This is a genomic window from Kocuria sp. ZOR0020 (assembly GCF_000800955.1).
In the GTDB taxonomy this organism is placed as follows: domain Bacteria; phylum Actinomycetota; class Actinomycetes; order Actinomycetales; family Micrococcaceae; genus Kocuria; species Kocuria subflava.
Genome location: NZ_JROX01000087.1, coordinates 1 through 19,747 on the forward strand (window position 1 = coordinate 1; position 19,747 = coordinate 19,747).

At 64.8% G+C, this 19,747-nt stretch carries 16 protein-coding genes; 9 read left to right on the forward strand and 7 right to left on the reverse strand.

Annotation, left to right across the window (positions count from 1 at the left end; all coding sequences use genetic code 11):
* The 4 genes from L979_RS05830 to L979_RS05845 all read right to left on the reverse strand — a co-directional run.
* On the reverse strand, nucleotides 1-1,312 hold a 1,312-nt coding region (locus L979_RS05830; RefSeq protein ID WP_052209564.1), incomplete at its 3' end, for an MFS transporter.
* Nucleotides 1,312-3,408 (reverse strand): long-chain fatty acid--CoA ligase, encoded by a 2,097-nt coding sequence (locus tag L979_RS05835; protein WP_081993893.1) that lies wholly within the window; start codon nucleotides 3,406-3,408, stop codon nucleotides 1,312-1,314. The genes L979_RS05835 and L979_RS05830, both read right to left, overlap by 1 nt.
* A gap of 101 nt (nucleotides 3,409-3,509) precedes the next feature.
* Nucleotides 3,510-3,938 (reverse strand): hypothetical protein, encoded by a 429-nt coding sequence (locus tag L979_RS05840; protein WP_047690356.1) that lies wholly within the window; start codon nucleotides 3,936-3,938, stop codon nucleotides 3,510-3,512.
* Nucleotides 3,935-4,825: a carboxylesterase gene (locus tag L979_RS05845; protein WP_231559416.1), complete on the reverse strand. Its 891-nt coding sequence runs from the start codon at nucleotides 4,823-4,825 to the stop codon at nucleotides 3,935-3,937. Before L979_RS05845 ends, L979_RS05840 begins: the two co-directional genes overlap by 4 nt.
* Nucleotides 4,826-4,995: 170 nt before the next feature.
* On the opposite strand from L979_RS05845, the gene L979_RS05850 reads away from it, so the two are divergent.
* Both L979_RS05850 and L979_RS05855 read left to right on the forward strand, forming a co-directional pair.
* A complete protein-coding gene (locus L979_RS05850; RefSeq protein WP_047690358.1) occupies nucleotides 4,996-5,712 on the forward strand; it encodes a 1-acyl-sn-glycerol-3-phosphate acyltransferase in 717 nt (238 codons plus the stop codon).
* Between the two features lie 314 nt (nucleotides 5,713-6,026).
* Nucleotides 6,027-7,343, forward strand: a complete 1,317-nt coding sequence (locus L979_RS05855) for a class II 3-deoxy-7-phosphoheptulonate synthase (RefSeq protein WP_052209573.1) — start codon at nucleotides 6,027-6,029, stop codon at nucleotides 7,341-7,343.
* 75 nt (nucleotides 7,344-7,418) lie between these two features.
* Here the strand turns inward: L979_RS05855 and L979_RS05860 are convergent, their stop codons facing one another.
* Nucleotides 7,419-9,596, reverse strand: a complete 2,178-nt coding sequence (locus L979_RS05860; RefSeq protein WP_047690362.1) for a protein kinase — start codon at nucleotides 9,594-9,596, stop codon at nucleotides 7,419-7,421.
* Between the two features lie 65 nt (nucleotides 9,597-9,661).
* Nucleotides 9,662-10,810, reverse strand: coding sequence for a lytic transglycosylase domain-containing protein (locus L979_RS05865; RefSeq protein WP_052209566.1), 1,149 nt, complete (start codon nucleotides 10,808-10,810; stop codon nucleotides 9,662-9,664).
* Between the two features lie 201 nt (nucleotides 10,811-11,011).
* Between L979_RS05865 and L979_RS05870 the strand changes: the two genes are divergently transcribed.
* Entirely contained in the window at nucleotides 11,012-11,410 is a 399-nt protein-coding gene (locus tag L979_RS05870) for an Rv2175c family DNA-binding protein (protein ID WP_231559417.1), read from the forward strand.
* 85 nt (nucleotides 11,411-11,495) lie between these two features.
* On the opposite strand, the gene L979_RS05875 is transcribed toward L979_RS05870, so the two are convergent.
* Nucleotides 11,496-12,629: a polyprenyl synthetase family protein gene (locus L979_RS05875; RefSeq protein WP_052209567.1), complete on the reverse strand. Its 1,134-nt coding sequence runs from the start codon at nucleotides 12,627-12,629 to the stop codon at nucleotides 11,496-11,498.
* 216 nt (nucleotides 12,630-12,845) lie between these two features.
* Here L979_RS05875 and dinB point away from each other — a divergent pair, with 216 nt between their 5' ends.
* The 6 genes from dinB to L979_RS05905 all read left to right on the forward strand — a co-directional run bounded on the left by dinB (nucleotide 12,846) and on the right by L979_RS05905 (nucleotide 19,619).
* The gene (gene dinB, locus L979_RS05880; protein WP_231559420.1) at nucleotides 12,846-14,117 is read left to right on the forward strand and encodes a DNA polymerase IV; all 1,272 of its coding nucleotides are present in this window, start codon (nucleotides 12,846-12,848) and stop codon (nucleotides 14,115-14,117) included.
* A gap of 80 nt (nucleotides 14,118-14,197) precedes the next feature.
* Complete coding sequence (locus L979_RS05885; RefSeq protein ID WP_047690364.1) at nucleotides 14,198-14,596, forward strand: DUF3040 domain-containing protein; 399 nt, start codon at nucleotides 14,198-14,200, stop codon at nucleotides 14,594-14,596.
* A 646-nt stretch (nucleotides 14,597-15,242) separates the two neighbouring features.
* Entirely contained in the window at nucleotides 15,243-15,674 is a 432-nt protein-coding gene (gene mraZ, locus L979_RS05890; protein WP_047690367.1) for a division/cell wall cluster transcriptional repressor MraZ, read from the forward strand.
* Between the two features lie 296 nt (nucleotides 15,675-15,970).
* Entirely contained in the window at nucleotides 15,971-16,948 is a 978-nt protein-coding gene (gene rsmH, locus L979_RS05895; protein WP_047690368.1) for a 16S rRNA (cytosine(1402)-N(4))-methyltransferase RsmH, read from the forward strand.
* Entirely contained in the window at nucleotides 16,945-17,790 is an 846-nt protein-coding gene (locus tag L979_RS14515; protein WP_052209568.1) for a hypothetical protein, read from the forward strand. Before rsmH ends, L979_RS14515 begins: the two co-directional genes overlap by 4 nt.
* A complete protein-coding gene (locus L979_RS05905) occupies nucleotides 17,787-19,619 on the forward strand; it encodes a penicillin-binding protein 2 (RefSeq protein ID WP_231559418.1) in 1,833 nt (610 codons plus the stop codon). Before L979_RS14515 ends, L979_RS05905 begins: the two co-directional genes overlap by 4 nt.
* Nucleotides 19,620-19,747: the final 128 nt, after the last annotated feature.

A 19,747-nucleotide genomic window follows, 5' to 3' on the forward strand; every position in this document is an offset into this window, starting at 1 on the left:
CTCTGAGCGCCCCCGCCACCACCACGGCAAAAATGGCGACCACGGGGACGGCCAACACCGCCACCCGCAGCCCCACGGAATCGGAGACCACGCCCACGAACGGGGAGACACTCAAGAACGCAGCTCGCAGCAGCCACCCGGCCATGGTCAGCCCGGTGCCGGGTTTGAGCCCAGGCACGGAGTCCGCGGCGTGGAAGGCCGAGGGCACCAGCGTGGCGCAACCGAAACCGGCCAGGGCAAAACCGATGATGGCGAAAGTCGGTGCGGGGGAGAGAGCCGCCACGGCCAGGCCAGCCGCGGCCAGGCTGCCGCCGAATCGTGCCATCCAGACCCGTCCGAACCGGTTGGTCATGGCATCGCCCACCAGCCGTCCGATGAACTGAGCGGCCATCAGCGCCACCAGACCCATGCCGGCCCAAGCTGCCGGTGTGTCCAGGACGCGGGAGAGAAACAGGGTGGACCAGTTCATCCCAAGGTCTTCCACCATGGCGCCTGCAATGGCGATGCTGGAGATCAAGGCCACCAGGGCCAGTGCGCGTCCGGTGGAGGGGGAGGCCGCGGGGATCACCGGTTTGGCGGGTGTGTCCGGTGTGCCCGGGCCGGTTTCATCGGCCACCACCCGCACCCGGCTCAGGCCCTCCGTCTCATGACGGTTCAGGGCAAAGTGCTGGGAGATCAACGCCACGGCCGCGAACAGCGCGCCGCTGATGGCCAGGTGGATGTGCAGTGGCAGGTCCAAGGCCACGGCAGCGGATCCCATCAGGCCGCCCAGCATGGCCCCCAGGCTCCACAGTGCGTGCAGGAAGTTGAGGATGGAACGGCCCATGGCTTTTTGGATCTGGATGCCTTGGGCGTTCTGGGCCGTGTCCACAATAGCGTCCAACATGCCGGCCAGCATCATGCCGGCCAGATAGGCCACCACCACGCCCAGACCCACCGCTGCGCCGTTTGCCTGGCCACCCAGGAACAATGTGCTGCCGGCAGCCCACGCAGCAGCAGTGTCCGCCACGGCAATCACGGCAGCCAAGGCAGCCGAGCCGATCCCTGCCACACGGGCGGAACCAAACCTGCGCAACAAGGGTGCCGGTGCCATCCCGGCCAGGATGGACCCCACAGGCAGGGCAATCACCAGAAAACCGAACTGCGTGTTGGTCAGCTCAAAGGCGTCCTTGACCTCTGGCAGACGGGGCAAAAGGTTGGCGTACACCGCGCCGTTGACCAGGAAGAACCCGCCGGAGGCCCAGCGTGCGGTCTTCAGCCGGGCGGCCGGGACGACGGCGGTGGTGGTGGTTCTGCTGGTCTCTGTGGGCATCAGTGGCGGTCCCTGCGTTCCTTCATTTCCTTCAGACCACGCTCCACACCTGGCAGGTCCTTCAAGTGAATGTCCTTGACGTTCTTCTCTGTGATTTCGCGCAGCCGCTCCATGGAGGTCTCCAGCCGCTGCACTGAGGTCTCCAGGCGCTCCCGGGAGTTCTCCAACCGCTCCTTGGAACTCTCCAGGGAGGACTCCAAACGCGCACGGGCATCCGATGCCGGACGCGCAGGGGGTGCTGGACGCGAATACAGCTCCTCAATGGTCTCAGCGACATCGCGCAGGATCTCCGGGCGGCGCAGTTTCATGGACGGTGTCAGATGCCCAGATTCCACCGTGAGATCCGATGGCAGGATCTGGAAGGCACGGATGCTTTCCGCCACGGAGACCTTGCGGTTGGCCCGGTCCACGATGGACTGGATGTGACTGATGACCTCCGGGTGTTCGGCGGCCTGCTCGGTGCTCATGGAGGGGTCCAGACCCAGGAACTCCAGTTGTTTGGCCAGGGTCTCCGGGTCCAAGGTGATCAACGCGGCCACGAACTTGCGCCCCTCACCGATCACCATGCACTGGCTGACCGCGGCGGTGGCCCGGATGGGACCCTCCAAGACCTCCGGGATTACGTTCTTGCCACCGGCTGTGACAATGATTTCCTTCTTGCGTCCTGTGATCCGCAGCAGTCCGCGATCATCCATGGCACCCAGGTCCCCGGTGGCAAACCACCCGTCCTTGAGCGCTTCCTCGGTCAGATCCGGGCGACCGTGGTAGCGGGCCATCACGTGGGGACCGCGGACCTGGATCTCGTCGTCGTCGCCCAAACGGATCTGGTGACCCGGCAGCGGTCGGCCCACGGTGCCCAGCGCGTTGATGGCGGGGGTGTTGGCCGCGATGGGGGCTGTGGTCTCCGTGAGCCCGTAGCCCTCCACCACGTACAGGCCGATGCCGTGGAAGAAGTGCGCCAGGGACTCGCTCAGGGCCGCACCCCCTGAAATGGCCCATTTGACGTTGCCACCCATGGCTTCACGCAACTTGGCGTAGACCAGGCGGTCGTAGAGCTTGTGCCGTGCAGCCAACACCGGGCTGACCCGGCCCCGTGCGTGGGCGCGGGACCAACTCTGGCCGGTGGTCACCGCACGGTTGAACAACCAGGAGCGCAGTTTGCCGCCATCCTGCGCTCGCATGCGTGCGCCGATCATGATTTTCTCGAACACCCGCGGCACGGCCAGGATGAAGGATGGCTGCACCCGCTGCAGGTCGGCGCTGAGGTTCTTCACATCGGGGGTGTGCGCCAGGGTGATGCCGGCGTGCAGGGCAATGACCTCCACCATGCGTGCAAACACGTGTGCTAGCGGGAGGAAGAGCACCGTCTTGGCCCCGGTGTGGATGACCTCCGGCAGATAGGGCTGGACGTTCTCACACAGGAACACAAAGTTGCGGTGTGTCAGCTCGCACCCCTTGGGGGGTCCCGTGGTGCCGGAGGTGTAAATGATGGTGGCCGTGTCATCCAGGTTCACTGTGAGCCTGCGCTGCTCCAACTGGTCATCGGAGATCTCACGGCCTGCATCCATCAACTGCTCCAGGCTGTTGCCCGTGCCGTCCATGCGCCACATCCGCTGCGCGGCCTCCAGATGGGTGGCCTGGGCGCCGTCGTCCAGACCCTCCAACGAGCCGTCTGCCACCTGCGCGGCCGTGGAGCGCACCGCATCCTCCAGCTTCTGGTTCTCCACGAACACAGCTTGTGCTTGGGAGTCCAGCAGATTCCAGGCAATCTGGGCGGGGGAGGAGGAGTCATAGACGGGAACGGATACGCAGCCTGCCCACCAAATGGCAAAGTCCACCAGACTCCACTCGTAGCGGGTGCGTCCCAGAATCCCCACACGCTGCCCGGGCTCCAGTCCTGCGGCCACCACGCCCTTGGCCACGTCCATGACCTGCCGCCGGAACTCGGAGGCCCGCACAGCTACGCCCGGCCCGGTGCGGGGCAACCGTTCGTACAGGACCGGGTCAGCAGTGGATGTGGCTTGGCGTTGCAGCAGGTCGGTGATGCGCTTCTGGGTCAGGTGCTCGTGGATGGGCGGCACGGATGTTTCGCGCACTGGGTCTCCCGGGGGTTGGATCAGGTGATCGCGTGGAGGCGAACAGGTGATGAAAACTTTGGATGGTGCATCCGTTGCGGTGACGGTTTCAGGTGTTCGGGTCAGACCCGAGCACCGTCATCGCCTGAGTCACGTTGTTCCGGCAGCCCGCCCAGCAACGTGATGATTGAGGAAATCACCGTGGCCAGACCTGGCATCCACAGCCACCACGGCAGCCCGTCCATCATGGCTCCCAGGATGACCAGAACAACAGGCACCACGATAAGCAGTAACCATGCTGTCAGTGTGCCAGTGCTCAATCCTGCGGTCACGTGTCCCGGGTCGTGAGGCTGCCAGTCCTCCTCGGACTCATCGGCAAGTTCGCGGGGAACAGCACCTGCGGCAGGCAGTGCTGAGCGCCAGGGAACCTGATACACCTCAGGTTCCGGTTCAGATTCTGATGGGTCCTCCGGCTCCGGCTCCTGGAGGCGGTGAACGATCTCCTCCCAGGCCTGCTGATCCGATTCTGGGTCCCTGGGCGTCTGGCTCACCCGCAACCTCCCTGCACGGGCTCAGCAGAGCTGACGCTCCGGGCTGCTGGAAGTGGCCCACCGGTGATCGAACAGTGTCCTGCCGCAACGGCATCCACAAATTCGCGGGAGCGGTTGAGCACCACGTCAGCCTCATGATCCAAGGTGGCAACGTGATAGCTGCGCGGTAGCACCACGGTCTCCACGGGGCCGCTGCAGCGCTGCATGATCAGTTCGTGGGAGGCTTTGGAGACCACATGGTCCTGCCGTGAGCGCAGCACCAACACCGGCACCGTGATCTTGGCCAGCTCCCTGGTGGTCAGGCGCATCAACCGGTTCAACTGGGCCACACCCGCTGTGGGCGTGCGCCCGTAGGCGTATTCATCCACCCCTTCCTTGGCCACGTCACTGCCCACGGCGCGGGTGGACTTCACGGCGTGACGCAGCACGGAAGCAGCACGCGCGGCCCGGTTGTGCAGCGACAGCGCCGGATTCACCACGACGACGCCGTCCACCACCTCCGGCATGGCCTCCGCCAGGCGCAAAGCCAGGGCACCGCCCATGGAAAACCCTGCCACCACCACACGCTCGTGGCTGGAAGCCAGCTCGGCGAGCAGATCTGCCACATGGGTGTACCACTGCTGCCAGGTGGTGGTTGAAAGGTCTTCCCATGTGGACTCATGTCCTGGCAGCGCTGGCACCACCACCGAGTGCTCGGGTGTGAAATTCAGCGCCCAGTCACGCACGCTGTAGACGGAACCGGTGAAGCCGTGGATCACCAGCACTCCCACAGGCTGCGGTGCCGGGCTGTCCCCGGAGCCGGAGGTGCTGTGGGCAGACCGTGCGGCCGTCATGGTGAATGCCACGCGAGGGTCGGCCTCTGTGGGCAGATCGGGGTGGGTGGTCATGGGACCATGCTCTCACTGCCGGAAGGCTCCACGCTCTCACTGCTGCAAGGCTGCCCGCTCTCACCACCGCCATGAGATACTGCAGCGGAATCAGTCACGGTTCCGCCGTCGTCGTTGGTCAACAGCGCCTGCGGCACAGTGCATGAACGGCCGTAAGGAGTGCAGACCACATGGTCTACATGTTCTTGAAGAACTGGGTGGTTGCCCCGTTCATCAACCTGACTTTCCGCCCCAAGGTGGTGGGCGCACACAACGTTCCCAGCACGGGACCTGCCATTCTGGCCAGCAACCATCTGGCGGCTGCTGACCACATCTTCATGCCCATTGCCGTGGACCGGCAGATCTTTTTCCTGGCCAAGTCCGACTACTTCACGGGCAAGGGGCTCAAAGGCAAGATCGTGGCCGGGTTCTTCCGAGCCATCAACCAGATCCCCATGGACCGCTCCGGTGGCAAGAAGTCAGCGGCGTCCCTGTCAGCCGGTGGCAAAAAGCTGGCCGAGGGTGAACTGCTGGGGATCTATCCGGAAGGCACCCGCTCTCATGACGGCCGACTGTACCGCGCCAAGATCGGTGTGGCCCGTCTGGTCCTGGAATCCGGTGCTCCGGTGATTCCCATTGCCATGATCGGTACGGACGTGGTGCAGCCGTTGGGCACGCCGTTCCCGGCCCCGTGGCGGCAGAAGAAGGGATTCCGGGTGACCACCATTTTTGGTGAGCCCATGGACTTCTCCCACCTGAAGGATCGTGCAGGGGACCGGGACGTGGTCCGGCAGATCGCTGACGAGATCGTCCAGGCCATCCAGAAGCTCTCCGGCCAGGAGTACGTGGAGGCCTACGCGGCTGACGTCAAGCGCGCACAGGCGCAGGGCAAGGCCTCCGGAAGCTGAGGCCTGCGATCGCTGGTGCCCGGGGGCTGGGCACGGCTCAAGCAGGTGTGACTGCAGGTGTGACTGTGGGCACCTTGAGCTGCGGTAGCGTAGAGGTTGCGCGATTGCGGGCCGGAACCTGTGTCAAAACCACGCATGGGTCAGGGACAGTCCAACTCGCAGTCCATCCATTTGCTGTGCTTCCCGGCACGGCCACACCACGGCCGCACTGACGGCCGCAAACGCAAGGACGCAACACCGTGACTCAGGTTTCCGTAGACACAGCCCAGCTCCCGTTCCAGCCCGGCCCCAAGCCCACCGCTGACACCTATGGGCTGGACGAGTGGCGCAACCTGACGGCAGATCAACAACCCACGTGGGCTGAGCACCCCGATTTTGCCTCCAGCATTGAGGAACTCTCCACCGTGCCCCCGCTGGTGTTTGCCGGTGAGGTGGACACTCTCAAGGCACGCTTGGCTGAGGTGGCACAGGGTCGTGCGTTCTTCCTGCAGGGTGGTGACTGCGCTGAGACCTTTGAGGGCGCCACCGCGGACAAGATCACCGCCCGCGTCCAGACATTGCTGCAGATGGCGGCTGTTTTGACCTACGGGGCTTCCATGCCTGTGGTCAAGATGGGGCGGATGGCAGGGCAGTTCTCCAAGCCGCGCTCCTCCAACGATGAAACGCGTGACGGCCTCACCCTGCCCACCTTCCGCGGTGAGATGGTCAACGGCTTCGACTTCACGGAAGAGGCCCGCGTCCACGACCCCAACCGCATGGTTCGCGGCTACCACACCTCCGCATCCACGCTGAATCTGATTCGCGCTTTCACCGGCGGTGGGTTTGCGGATCTGCGCCACGTGCACTCCTGGAACATGGGCTTTGCCTCCAACCCCGCGCACTCCCGTTACGAGTCCATGGCCCGTGAGATCGACCGCGCCGTGAAGTTCATGGAAGCCTGCGGCGCCGATTTTGATGCACTCAAGACCACCGAGCTGTTCACCGGGCACGAGGCCCTGCTGTTGGACTACGAACGAGCCCTGACCCGCATCGATTCCCGCACCCACCGCCCGTACGGCACCTCAGGTCACTTCCTGTGGATCGGTGAGCGCACCCGTGGGTTGGACGATGCCCACGTGGACCTGCTCTCCCGCTTGGAGAACCCGATCGGCGTCAAGCTTGGCCCGTCCACGACGGCGGAGGACGCCTTGGCGCTGATCGACAAGTTGGATCCCCACCGCATCCCGGGCCGCCTGACCTTCATCACCCGCATGGGGGCCGGCAAGATCCGCGAGAACCTCCCGCGTGTGGTGGAGGCCGTGGAAGGATCCGGCGCCAAGGTGGTCTGGGTCTCCGACCCCATGCACGGCAACACCGTGTCCACCCCGTCCGGTTTCAAGACCCGCAACTTCGACGACGTCGTGGACGAGGTCCGCGGCTTCTTCGAGGTGCACCAGGCCATCGGCTCCCATCCCGGTGGCTTACACGTGGAGATGACCGGCGACGACGTCGCCGAGTGCCTGGGCGGTGCCGCAGCCGTGGAGGAAGCCCACTTTGCCGACCGCTACGAAACCCTGTGCGATCCCCGACTCAACCACATGCAGTCATTGGAGATCGCCTTCCTGGTGGCAGGCTACCTGGCTCGTGACTGACTGAACATCAAGCCGGCCGTCGGCCACATGACCGACGGCCGGTCACCTGCTGGGGGACGCAGGACGTCTGAGCGGTCAGATCACTCGTAGGGTGATGTTGGTGCCGTTCTGGGACTGGGTGATCACCCGGCCCAAGCGGCCTCCGGCCACGTCCTCACGAGTAACGGTGAATCCCAGGTCCTCCAGCTGACTGGTGGCGTCAGTGACGTCAGATCCCACCACGTTGGGCACCTCCGTGGGTTCGGAGCCTGCCGAAATGGTCAGGTCCACGCTGGATCCCTCATCAACCTGGGTGCTCTGGGTGGGTGAGGCGGCAATGACCGTTCCTTCAGCTGAGCTGGAGAACTCGGTGGTGATCTGACCGGGGCTCAGCCCTGCGTTCTCCAGCCGTGAGGTGGCCTCCTGCTGCTCCAAGCCCTCCAGAGCGGGAACGCTCACCTGTGCGGGGCCACTGGAGACCAAGATGGAGAGTTGTTCACCCACGCGCATCTGGGTCCCCTCAGCGGGCTCCGTTCCCAGCACTGAGCCTGCGGGTAATTCAGTGCTGGATTGTTCGTACACCCGCACATTGCCGAATCCTTGGTCCTGCACCAGGGATTGCGCCTGTTCGGTGCTGGTGCCGTAGACAGCCGGAACCACTTCCGTGCGGAAGCTGCCCGAACCCAGCAACCAGCCCATGAACGCAGCAAGACACACCAGCAGCACCGTCAGAGCCAGGGCCACGCCCACCTTGAGCACGGACCAGCGGATGAGCTTGACCATGGGTTTGGTGGGATCCGTCGGTTTGGTGCGTCCAGACTTGGTTGCGCGTCCAGACTGGGCAGTGCGTCCGTACGGTGTGGCATGGCCAGACAGTGTGGCCGAGCCGGACCCTGCCGCGCCGCCGTCGTCGTACCACACGCTGGAAGCCGTGGACCCACCCCCGCGTCCGGTACCACCGGTGCCCAGCCCCTCCTCAGACACGGTCGGGGAGGTTGCGGTGTGCAGCCCTGTCAGGGAGGTGGTGTCGTCAAAGACTCCCAAGTTCTTGGGCGCGGTCCTGGTGGATGCGTGTGCGGTGGCGGTGGTGATGGCTTCGGTGGGGGCTTCTGCCTGTGACGGTGTGGCCTGGGTGTCCTGTGCGGTCTGTGTGGACTGTGCAGTCTGTAAGGAGGGCCTCTTCGCGCGCGTGCTGTCGTCATCCGCCCACGGGGTCACGGGCGCCACAGCTTCAGTCGGTGCCTCCGAGGACTCCGAGAACTCCGAGGCATCAGCGGGTGCGGTGGGCGGCGAACCGCTGGAGCGACGTTCCTCCACCGGACCGGTGGCTGGTGCGGTGGGCGGCAGCACCGAGGCGCCGGGGTCGGCCACCACGGGCGCCAGCGGCCCGGGTCCCTGCTCCCAGCCGTTGGGGACATGCGTCAGCGCATCCGCGTTCAACTGACGTCGCACGTGGGCCAGTTCCTGGACCAGGTGACTGGCATCTGCAGGCCGTTGGTCTTCTTCCTTGGCCGTCCAGCGGGCCAGCATCTGGGCGATCAGCGGATCGATCCCGTCCACTGTCTTCTCCAAGGCGGGGACGGCCTGTTCCGCGTGGGCACGGGCCAGGCTCAACGGCCCGCCCTCGAACGGGCGGCGCCCTGCCAACATTTCCCACGCCAAAATGCCCACCGAGTAGACGTCCGCACGGGTTCCCACGGGCTTCTCCAACACCAACTCCGGTGCAGCGTAGGCCACGGTGCCCAACACTGCCCCGGTGGTGGTGTGCTGATCGGCCCCACGGCTCAGACCAAAGTCGGCCACCTTGACGGTTCCGTCCGTGCGCATGAGGACGTTCTCCGGTTTGATGTCCCGGTGAACCAGTCCTGCACGGTGCGCGCTGGCCAGCCCGTCCAGCATCTGAGCCAAGATGCTGAAGGCCTGGCTGGGGGTCAGGAAGCCCTTGCGGTGGAGCACGTCCCGCAGGGTGCCGCCCTCCACGTATTCCATGACCAGGTAAACCAGGCCATCGGGGGTTTCACCTTGGTCCAGGACCGCCACCACGTGAGGGTGGGACAGCTGGGCAGCAGCACGTGCCTCCCGTGCAAATCTGCCCACGAAGGCAGGGTCCTCCGTCAGGTGTGGGTGCATGATCTTGACGGCCACCGTGCGATCCAAGCGCTGATCCACCGCCCGGTAGACACCCCCGGTGCCACCGCGGGCCATACGTGGGCCCACCGTGTAGCGCGACTCCAGGACGGTGCCGGTCAGGTGATCTTCTTGAGCTCTTTGCACAAGACAACACTAGGCCAGGGTTCTGAGCCAATGCTTGGAAGCAGAACTTCTGGCCTTCACGGTGGTCAGCTCCAGGCGTTGAGCTTGGCCTTCACCTGGGACACGTAACGCTTGGTGTCATCGAACATGCCGTATTCCTGGACGCCGTGAAGGCCTTGGTAATAGGCGGCAATGGCCTGGTCGTCATTATCCGCGCGCTGCGTGTTGGCGCGAATGATGGCCACCCCGGCGGTCACGTTGTCCTGTGGATCCAACAGATCCAGTTCCCGGCCCACCAGCAGTTCTGCCCATTCGCCTGCTGCGGGGATCACCTGCATGGTGCCGATGGCATTGGCAGGGGAGATCACCTGGTGGTTGAACCCGGATTCCTGCTCGGCATGCGCCAATGCCAGGGCTGGGTCCACACCCATGTCTTCAGCGGTGCTGCGCACCATGGACTTCAGGTCCTGGGCAGAGACCTGGGGCCGTTGTGCCAGCGCGGCGTGGGACTCATTGGCGGCGGCCACGGTGTCGTCGTCGTAGTCATGTCCGGGGAAATTGTTGGTGACAGCCTGCGGTGTGGGGCCAGACTGCTCGGAGGGTTGCCCCGGCTCGGAGGCCGCAGGGGCCTGAGGGCCGGCGTCTGCGGCGGGAATCGTCAGTACGTGCCCGGTATTCAGGGCACGGGCCACATCGAGGTCATTGGCCTCGATGATCTCAGCCACCGTGACGTCATGCGTGCGGGCCAGTTCCCACAAGGAATCACCGCGGACCACCGTGTGCTCCGTGGTGGCCGGCGCTTCCGTCTGGGTGTTGTCTGCTGGTTCTGCAGGCTCGGCGACCGCTGCGGCATCCACCGCTTTTCGGGGGGCATCCGCCCCTGCCGGGGCGCTGAGGCGTAAGTGCTGGCCGGGCTTCAACGCGGCGTCACCGTGGAGATCGTTGAACTCCATCAGCTCCTCCACGGAGATGCCATTGGCGGTGGCAACCGACCACAGCGAATCCCCGGGCATCACGGTGCGGACGGGTCCTTCGGGGCGTGATTCGTCCTGGGCGGGCGTGGGCTGGTGGTCATCCGGGGTGGCGTGTGCTGCTGCAGCGCCCGTAACACCCAACGCCGCCAATGCGGCTGCTGCGGTTGCTGCCCGGGTTGCCAGGCGAAAATGCGGGCGGGTACCAGAATTCGGGTGCTTGTCAGCGCGCTGCGAATCCTGGTCCTCAGGAGTGTGGTGCATGAGAGACCTCAAGGACTGGGGTGACGACTGTGGGGAAGTAACGGCCGCGCCCCAGACGCTACCCGGCTCATCCGCCGGCGCACAGCAAGGGGGCGCGCGAGTCTCACCACATCACGGTTCCAACGCACATCGCGGTCACTCCCACTGTGGTCACAGCGCGCCAGACTGTGCCCTGGACGCACCGCATGGCACCCTGGTGCCGTGAACAAGTCCACTCATCGTGAAGAAGATCCCACACCCGAACAGTTCGCCCCGCTGGCACAGCTGGTTCAGGGGTGGACCACCATCCCTGACATTGCTGAGGCCATGGACGTGATCGTCACTCGCGTGCATGGATTGGTGGACGACGGCGCCGTGCTCGCCTTCCGCGACCCCGCTGACGGTGTGCGGCGGATCCCCGTGGAGTTCACCACCGACGGCAAGCCCTTGGATTCGTTGCAGGGCACCGTCTCCGTCCTGCGAGATGCCGGCTTCACAGACGTGGAAGCTGCCATCTGGTTGCTGACCCCGGACGAGTCCCTTCCCGGACGTCCCGTGGACTTCCTCCATGCAGGTCGCAAGACGGAGATTCGGCGTCGAGCCCAGTCCATGGGGTGGTGAACCACCGCTTCAGCGGTGAAATGGTCAGCGGCGGAACAGTCCGCCGCGAGAAAGTCGGCCGCGAAACGGTCGCTTGCAACGCTGATCAGCGCTCGCGGCGCACCGCCGATTGCAGGATGCGGTGGAAGGCTGCGGCCACCACGGGTTCCACCTGCAGGCTGTTGATCCCGGCTTTTGCCGCCGCGGTGAGGAGGTCCACGGATTCCTCCACCTGTTCCAGGGCACCACTGGCCTGGATCGCCTGGCGTGCGGTCATGATGTCCTCCGCGGTGCTCTCGGAGCGGCCCAGTACCCGGGTCACGGCGGCTGCTTGATCTTCCGTGGCGTGCTCAAGGTGCTTGGCGATGACCACGGTGCGTTTGCCTTCGCGGAGGTCATCGCCTGCGGGCTTGCCCGTGGTCTGGGGATCTCCGTAGATGCCCAGAATGTCGTCCCGGATCTGGAAAGCCTCGCCCAGGGCCAAGGCGAACTTCCGATGCCCTGCGATCTGAGCTTCGGTTCTCCCCGCCAGCAGCGCCCCCAATGCAACGGGGTGTTCGGCTGAGTACTTGGCGGATTTGTACCGCAGTATGTCCACCGCACGCCGGTGGGCTCGCTCGGAGGGGACATCGCCTGCGGCCACTTCCGCATGGATGTCCAGATACTGCCCGATCATCACTTCCGTACGCATCAGATTGAAACCCTGAGCGGCTTCTGCTGGATGGCCTGCTGCCGCCAGGGCTTGTCCGAACAATTGCTCAGACCAGGTCAGGGCCAGATCGCCAATCAGGATGGCGGAGGACACCCCAAAATGGGCGGGTTCCTGATCCCAGCTGCGGTTCACGTGGAGGTGCTCCAGGCGCTTGTGCACGCTGGGCATGGAGCGTCGGGTGTCAGAGCGGTCAATGACGTCGTCGTGAATCAAAGCCGCCGTTTGGAAAAGTTCCAGCCCCGCTGCCGCCTGAATCGGGATGGGGGAGTCGGTCTGACCACCTGCCGAACGCCATCCCCAGTACAGGAGTTGGGCCCGCATCCGTTTGCCGCCCGTGGACAGATCGGCAATGGCCTGAACCAACTCACCGGCGGCGTCGTCGATCCCCAGGGCAACCTGGGTCTGCTGACCGAACCATTGTGTCAGTTCGTGTTCAACGCCCTCAAGGAAAGTACTGGTCTCTGCGGTGATCTGATCCTGCAACGCAGCTGTGCTGTCCGAGGCGGATGGGATGCTGGGTGTTGGCACGTAAGGCTCCCGGTCAAACGGTGTGGCATGGCAGGCGCGTCACGGCACCTCCATCAGCGTAGACGAGCCTGCGCCGGGCCGGTGCAGCCCGGTAGTCAGCGCAACCCGGTCGTCAGTGCAACCCAGTACCGGGTTCCGGTTCACCAGGAAGGAGTGGTTGTGCCTCAGGACGACGACGTCGCCGAACTCCGGCGCACAGCGATCCTCCATGTGGACATGGACATGTTCTTTGTGGCCGTGGAGTTGTTGGAACGCCCCGAGCTGGTGGGGCGCCCGGTGATTGTGGCCGCACAGTCCAACCGATCCGTGGTGCTCTCGGCTTCCTATGAGGCGCGAGCCTTTGGTATTCGTTCCGGGATGCCGTTGGCACGGGCCCGGGCCATGTGCCCCCAGGGAACGGTTCTGACCCCGCACTACAAGGTGTATCCCAAGTATTCGGCGGCCATCATGAGGATCTTTCATGAGGTCACCGACCGTGTGGAGCAGATCAGTGTGGATGAGGCCTTTCTGGATGTCTCCGGTGCCATCCGTCGGCTGGGTTCACCCTTGGAGATCGCGCGGCGGCTGCGGGTGCGGATCCGGGAGGCCACTGGATTGACCGCTTCTGTGGGGATCGGTGCCACCAAGACCATTGCCAAGATCGCCTCCACCCGCGCCAAACCTGACGGTCTGCTTTTGGTGAACCATCGAGACACGGTGGCCTTTCTGGCGGAGTTGCCCGTGGGCGCACTGTGGGGGGTTGGTGCCAAGACCGCCCAGACTTTGCAGGCCGCCGGGCTGCGGCATGTGGGGGACTTGGCCGCCCAGACACCGGCATCATTGGCACGACTTGTGGGCCCGGCCGCCGGCGCCCATCTCCACGCGTTGGCCAACGGCCACGATCCTCGCGCGGTCACCCCGGTGCGGGAGGAGAAGAGTCTGGGGGCTGAGGGCACGTTCGAGGAAGACGTCACGGACGTTGGAAGGATCAGGCGGGAACTGTTGAGCCTGTCCCACCGCACAGCCGCTCGTCTGCGTTCCAACGGACTGCGGGCCAAACGTGTGGGACTCAAACTGCGCTGGGCGGATTTCACCACCATCTCGCGCTCGCGCACCGTGCCACAGCCGTTTTCCTCGGGGCACGACCTCTACACCCATGCCCTGGACCTGCTCAAACAGGAGACGCCGTTGCCCGCACCGGTGCGCCTGATCGGGGTGCGTGCTGAACATCTGGAATCAGGTGACACCGCCATGCAACTGAGCCTGGACGGCAGGGAGGAGGACTGGGCCGCCGTGGAATCCGCCATGGATCGTGCACGCAGGCGCTTTGGCGATGTCGGACTCGGACCGGCCTCCATGCTCGGCCACCGCGGGACGGGGCACCGGCGTGAAGGTGAGCAGAACCTGCGCCCCGGTGCTGCGGGCGGAGGCGATCCACAAGGCAACTGGGAGCCTGGGTCGCGGAACAGACCAGAACCAGGCGTACCCAGGGGTGGACATGGAGGGTAGGCTTGTTCAAAAGACGGTGTGCAACGTTGCCCTTGGCCCCTGCCCATCGATCCTGATCATCGCCTTTGAGGAGGGACGTCGTGGCTCTGTCTGAGCGAGAGCAACAGCTGTTGGCGCAATTGGAACAGCAGTTGAATGCTGACGACCCCCAGTTCGCCAGCACCATGGAAACCCGGCCCGTCCGCCCCACGTTCTCCACCCGTGCCATTGTGCTGGGTGCGGTGATCGCCGTTGTGGGACTGGTCGTGGTCATCGGTGGTGTCATGCTCAACCAGATCGTGGTTGGCGTCCTGGGCTTTTTGATCATGTCCCTGGGTGTCTACTGGGCCAGCACCCGCGGTGCCGGCAAGCCCAAGGCTGCAGCAGACGCCGATCCCCAGCCCAGCCGGGGCCCGGCACCCAAGGCGGCCAAGTCGTCGTCGGGATTCATGCGCAATTTGGAGAACAAGTGGGACGAGCGCCGCTCCAGCGGCCAGTGACCCGCCCCTGACCCATTCGGTTTGAGGCCCCGAACCCTGGTGGTTCGGGGCCTTTGCCATGCCCAGGCGACTCCACAACAGAGAGTCAGCGGCAGAAATGTGGGGTTAGCGGCAGAAATGTGGGGGCGGGTCGGGCGCGTCCGGTCGGCCATTGGCGTGCCCAGCCCAGTCATTCACTGCGCACCGGGGCATGACTTGCGCACCTGATCCACCCCGCCACCTGAGCCACCCCACCCGATGCCACGCGCGCCAAGCGGGTGCCACTTTGGTACGCCATGAGCAACTGATGGCGTACCAAAGTGGCAGCGGCTTGATCGAGGCACGGCATCGAAGCGCGAGCCATCGGGCGGTGCCGCTGCGCACCGTTCAGGCGCCGCCGGTTGTGCATCGCCACCAGGTGCTCCCTCCACGTTGCTCCACATCCCCTCCCCACATCCCTCCACTGGGCACCCGTTCGTGGCCCCAGATGCTCTGACATGCACAGATGCCCTGCTGGGAAGAGTGGTTCACGCACCACTGATCGTCGATCCTGCGTCACGTTTGCCCACGTTGACGCGGATGTTGGTTGACCGGGGAGGAAAGTGGAGTAAAGTGGGGGAGTAGAGAGAGAAGTAGGAGGAACCCTTCAAGAACCAAGGTGGTGAGCATGTTCCTCGGGACGTACTCACCCCGGCTCGATGAGAAGGGGCGCCTGATCCTTCCGGCCAAGTTTCGCGATGAACTTGCCGAAGGTCTGGTCCTCACTCGCGGTCAGGAACGCTGCATCTACGTGTTCAGCGCTTCTGAGTTCGAGAAGGTTCACGAGCAGATGCGGGCGGCGCCGTTGTCGTCCAAACAGGCCCGTGACTACATCCGCGTTTTTCTCTCAGGTGCCTCGGATGAGGTGCCGGACAAGCAGGGCCGGGTGACCATTCCCACTCCGCTTCGTCAGTACGCAGGTCTGGATCGTGAGTTGGCGGTTGTAGGCGCCGGCTCCCGTGCTGAGATCTGGGACGCCCAGGCATGGGAGTCCTACCTAGCGGAACAGGAGTCGGCGTTCTCGGCCACTGAGGACGAGGTCATCCCGGGGCTCTTCTGAGCACACCGGCTGAAACCGAATAGTTGTCCATGAGCGGTTGCACACCGCACCGGGATCTCCGCGGCGAGATCTCCACCCGCACTGCCGTCACCGTCCTGACTCAACTTCCCCTGAGCCAGGCCGGATTCGAGGGACGGCCAGCGGGCGGGGTTCTGGTCACGTAGCTCACGGTGCGGTGTCCGTCTGTTCGGACCCTGCCGCCAGTAAGCTGATGCACCGAAAACACCGCATGCGACGGCGCGTGCACCCCTGAATCGTTGATGGCCACCTGATCGTGGCCGTGATGAGGAGCAGCCATGTCGGATGTACCGCGCCCCACCTCTCAGCGGCACGTCCCCGTCCTGTTGGACCAATGCCTGGACCTCATGGCACCTGGCCTGGATCGGGACCATTCGGTGGCCGTGGACGCCACCCTGGGCATGGGGGGTCACTCAGAAGCGCTGCTGACACGGTTCCCCACGCTGCACCTGGTGGGTGTGGACCGTGACCCCACCGCCTTGGAATTGGCCAGCGCCCGGCTGGCACCATTCGGTGAGCGATTCCACCCCGTACACGCCACCTACGATCACATCCCGGAGGCCCTGGAACAGGCCGGCTTCCACCGTGCCGACGCCATTCTGTTCGACCTGGGCGTCTCGTCCATGCAGCTGGATGAACGCGAGCGTGGATTCGCCTACTCCTATGACGCGCCCTTGGACATGCGCATGGATTCGACCTCCGAGTTCACCGCCCAGGAGATCGTGAACACCTACTCGGAGGATGATTTGCGCCGAATCCTGCGCGACTGGGGAGAGGAACGCTTTGCAGACCGGATTGCCCGAGCCATCGTCAAGACCCGTACGTCACAGGAATTGGCCACCACCGGTGAACTCGTGGAGATCGTGCGTGGTGCGGTCCCCGTTGCAGTGCAGCGCAAGAAGGGCCACCCGGCCAAGCAGACGTTTCAGGCGCTGCGCATCGAGGTCAACCAGGAACTCGAGGTCTTGCGTCGCGCGGTCCCGCGTGCCCTGGATGTTCTCAGCATGAACGGGCGAGTCGTTGCCATGAGCTACCACTCCCTGGAAGACAAAATCGTTAAACAGGTCTTAGCTGCTCGTTCCGTCTCCACAGCGCCCAAGGGTCTGCCGGTGGAGTTGGAGGAGCACAAGCCGACCTTCAAGGTCCTCACACGGGGCACGCACACCCCCACCGAGGAAGAAATTGCTGCCAATCCGCGCGCCGCGTCCGCGCGGTTGCGGGCGGCCGAACGCATCAGAAGTGGGAATGTGGCATGACCGGATCAGGTGAGAACCCCCGGGGAGGAAAGGGCCGTCTGCGCGGACGGATCAAGATGCCTCAGCACTTGGCGCTGACGACGCGGCGACAGCCGTCCGGCTCCAGTGTGTCAGCGGGTACCGCACAAGCCGCAGGATCCGGTGCTCCCCCCGCTGTTCGACGGCGTTGGTCCGCACTCCTGCCCCTGGCGGTGGCGGTCCTTGCAGTCATGGCCACCTTGGCTGGGATCTTGTTCCTGAACATCAAGATCAGTGACGGTCAGTACCGGCTGGTGGAGATGCGTGCGCAGGAGCGTGCCCTGGCACAGGAGTCAGAGGCACTGACCCAAGACCTGGAGTTCTATCAGGCTCCACAGAACGTGGCCATGGCCGCCACCAACGAGGGCATGGTCTCCACCACCTCGGAAGGCCTGATCGATCTGGACGCCCAGGAGGTCTCCGGCAATCCCCAGCCCGCTCCTGCGGCGGAGGATGCGGAGATCCTGGTGGCCCAACCCGTCCAGAGGGGCTCCGCGGCAGCAGACCGTGCGGCGTCATTGGCACGGGAGCGCCGTGACGCCCTGCCCGAGAGCGAGTCTCAGGCTCAGGACCAGCTACAGGCCGCCAACGAGGCTGAACTGGGTGTGAACCTGCACGGGGGCAGCCTGCCCGCGCCCCAGCAGCGCCAGCCTGCCGATGCCACCCCCTCACCTTCGCCCACCGCAGCCCCCACCGGGACACCTGCCGATGCGGATGCAGCAGGTGCCGGCGCTGACGCGGCAGTGGAGCAAGACGGCCCTGACCCCGCAGCGGGCGGGGCCGATTCCGCAACAGCCCAGCAGGGTAACGGAGGTGGCCAGTGAGCTCGTCCTCCGAACACCCGGATGCCACTGACGACCCCCAACTGGGCATGCAGCGCCCCGCAAGTCGGCGTGAGTTCATCGGTTTGGCCATCGGCCTGTTCGCCCTGGTGCTGTTGGCTTTGCGCCTGGTGTGGGTCCAGGGTTTTGACCTGAGCGGGCGTGCGGCCTCCGCAGAGAATGCTCGTCTGCGCCAGGAACGTCTGCCTGCGTTGCGCGGTGAGATCGTGGACCGGACCGGGGCGGTGATGGCCCGCAGCATCCAGCGCTACGACATCGCCGTGGACCAGACCTTGGTGCAGGACATCATCATGCGCAACCCGGATGGAACCACCCGGACTGTGTCCGTGTTGGAGACCATCCAGAATTTGGCGGACATCCTCCACATCTCCGACGACGACGTCCGTGACGCCTTGGATGGTGATGCCAACTTCCAGTACCTCTTCCGATCGGCCACACCGGAGCAGTGGAATGCGGTGCGGGAACTTCAGTTGGGCTACGTCACGGCTGAGCCCGTGTCCCAACGCAGCTACCCCAACGGTCAGCTGGGTGGGTCCGTGGTGGGTTTCATGGGCGGTGACGGAGATGCTCTGGCAGGCATTGAACTCTCCCAGAACGACGTTCTCAGCGGTGAGGACGGCAGCCGCACCTTTGAGATCAGTGCTGACGGGGTGCGGATCCCGGTTGCACCGCAGGACGAGGTCAGTGCGGTGGATGGCGGCAGTGTGCAACTGACCATCGACCGTGATGTCCAGTACTACGCCCAGGAAGCCGTGGCCGCCCGCGTCAAGGAGCTCGATGCGGAGTGGGGCACCGCCGTCGTGCTGCGGGTCTCCGACGGCCAGGTGCTGGCGCTTGCGGATTCCACCATGGTGGACCCCAATGAACCGGGCCGGACAGAGAATGAGGGCGACTACTCGCCACGCGCCGTGGCGGCCGCAGTGGAGCCAGGCTCCACGGAGAAGACCCTGACGGCTTCGGCAGCCATTGAAGAAGGAAAGGCTGAACCTCTCAGTGAGGTTCCGGTTCCGGCCGAGCTGACCATTGACGGTCAAACTTTCACGGACTCCTTCAATCACGGCGCCGAGGACCGCACCTTCGCGGGAATCGTGGCGGATTCCATGAACACCGGCACCGTTGAGGTGGGCAGCCGACTCAGCCCCGAACAACGCCACACATGGCTGAAGAACTTTGGGATCGGGGATCTGACCGGGATCGAGATCCCCGGTGAGACCATGGGTCTGCTGGCCGATTGGACCGCCTGGGACACCCGCCAGCAGTACACCGTGCTGTTCGGCCAGGGGCTCTCCCAGTCCCCGTTACGCACCGCCACCATCTACCAGACGGTGGCCAATGACGGCGTCCTGGTGGAACCCCGTGTGGTGCTCTCCACCACGGATGCGACCGGCAACACCACCCAGGCACCCACCCCGGAGCCGCGTCGGGTGATCAGCGGCGAAACCGCCGCACAGGTGCTGGAGATCATGGAAACCGTGGTCACCGTGGGTGGTGCCCCGGATGCTGCCGTGGAGGGCTACCGCGTGGGTGGGAAATCCGGCACGGCGGAGGCTCCAGGCGATCAGGGTGGCTACGACGGTTACACCACGTCGTTCGTGGGCATGGCGCCCATGGAGGATCCTCAGTACGTGGTGGCGGTGACACTGCAGCGCCCCAAGGGTGATGTGCGGACCATTGGTGCATCGGGTGTTTTCAGCCGGATCATGGGGGATGTGCTCAAGCACTACGGTGTGAGCCCGTCCACCACCGAGCCTGTGGCCTTGGACAAGTTTTTTGGCAAGGATGCGGACCGCAATGATGAAAACCGTGACTGAATACCCGTGAACCACGCTCTCACTGGGTGCAACGCCCCAGTATGAGCCGTGCACACCGGGTGGTGTGCCGCAAGATGGAAAGACAGGCCACGCACTGTTGTGCGCGGGCAAATAGCGCCGGGTCGCTA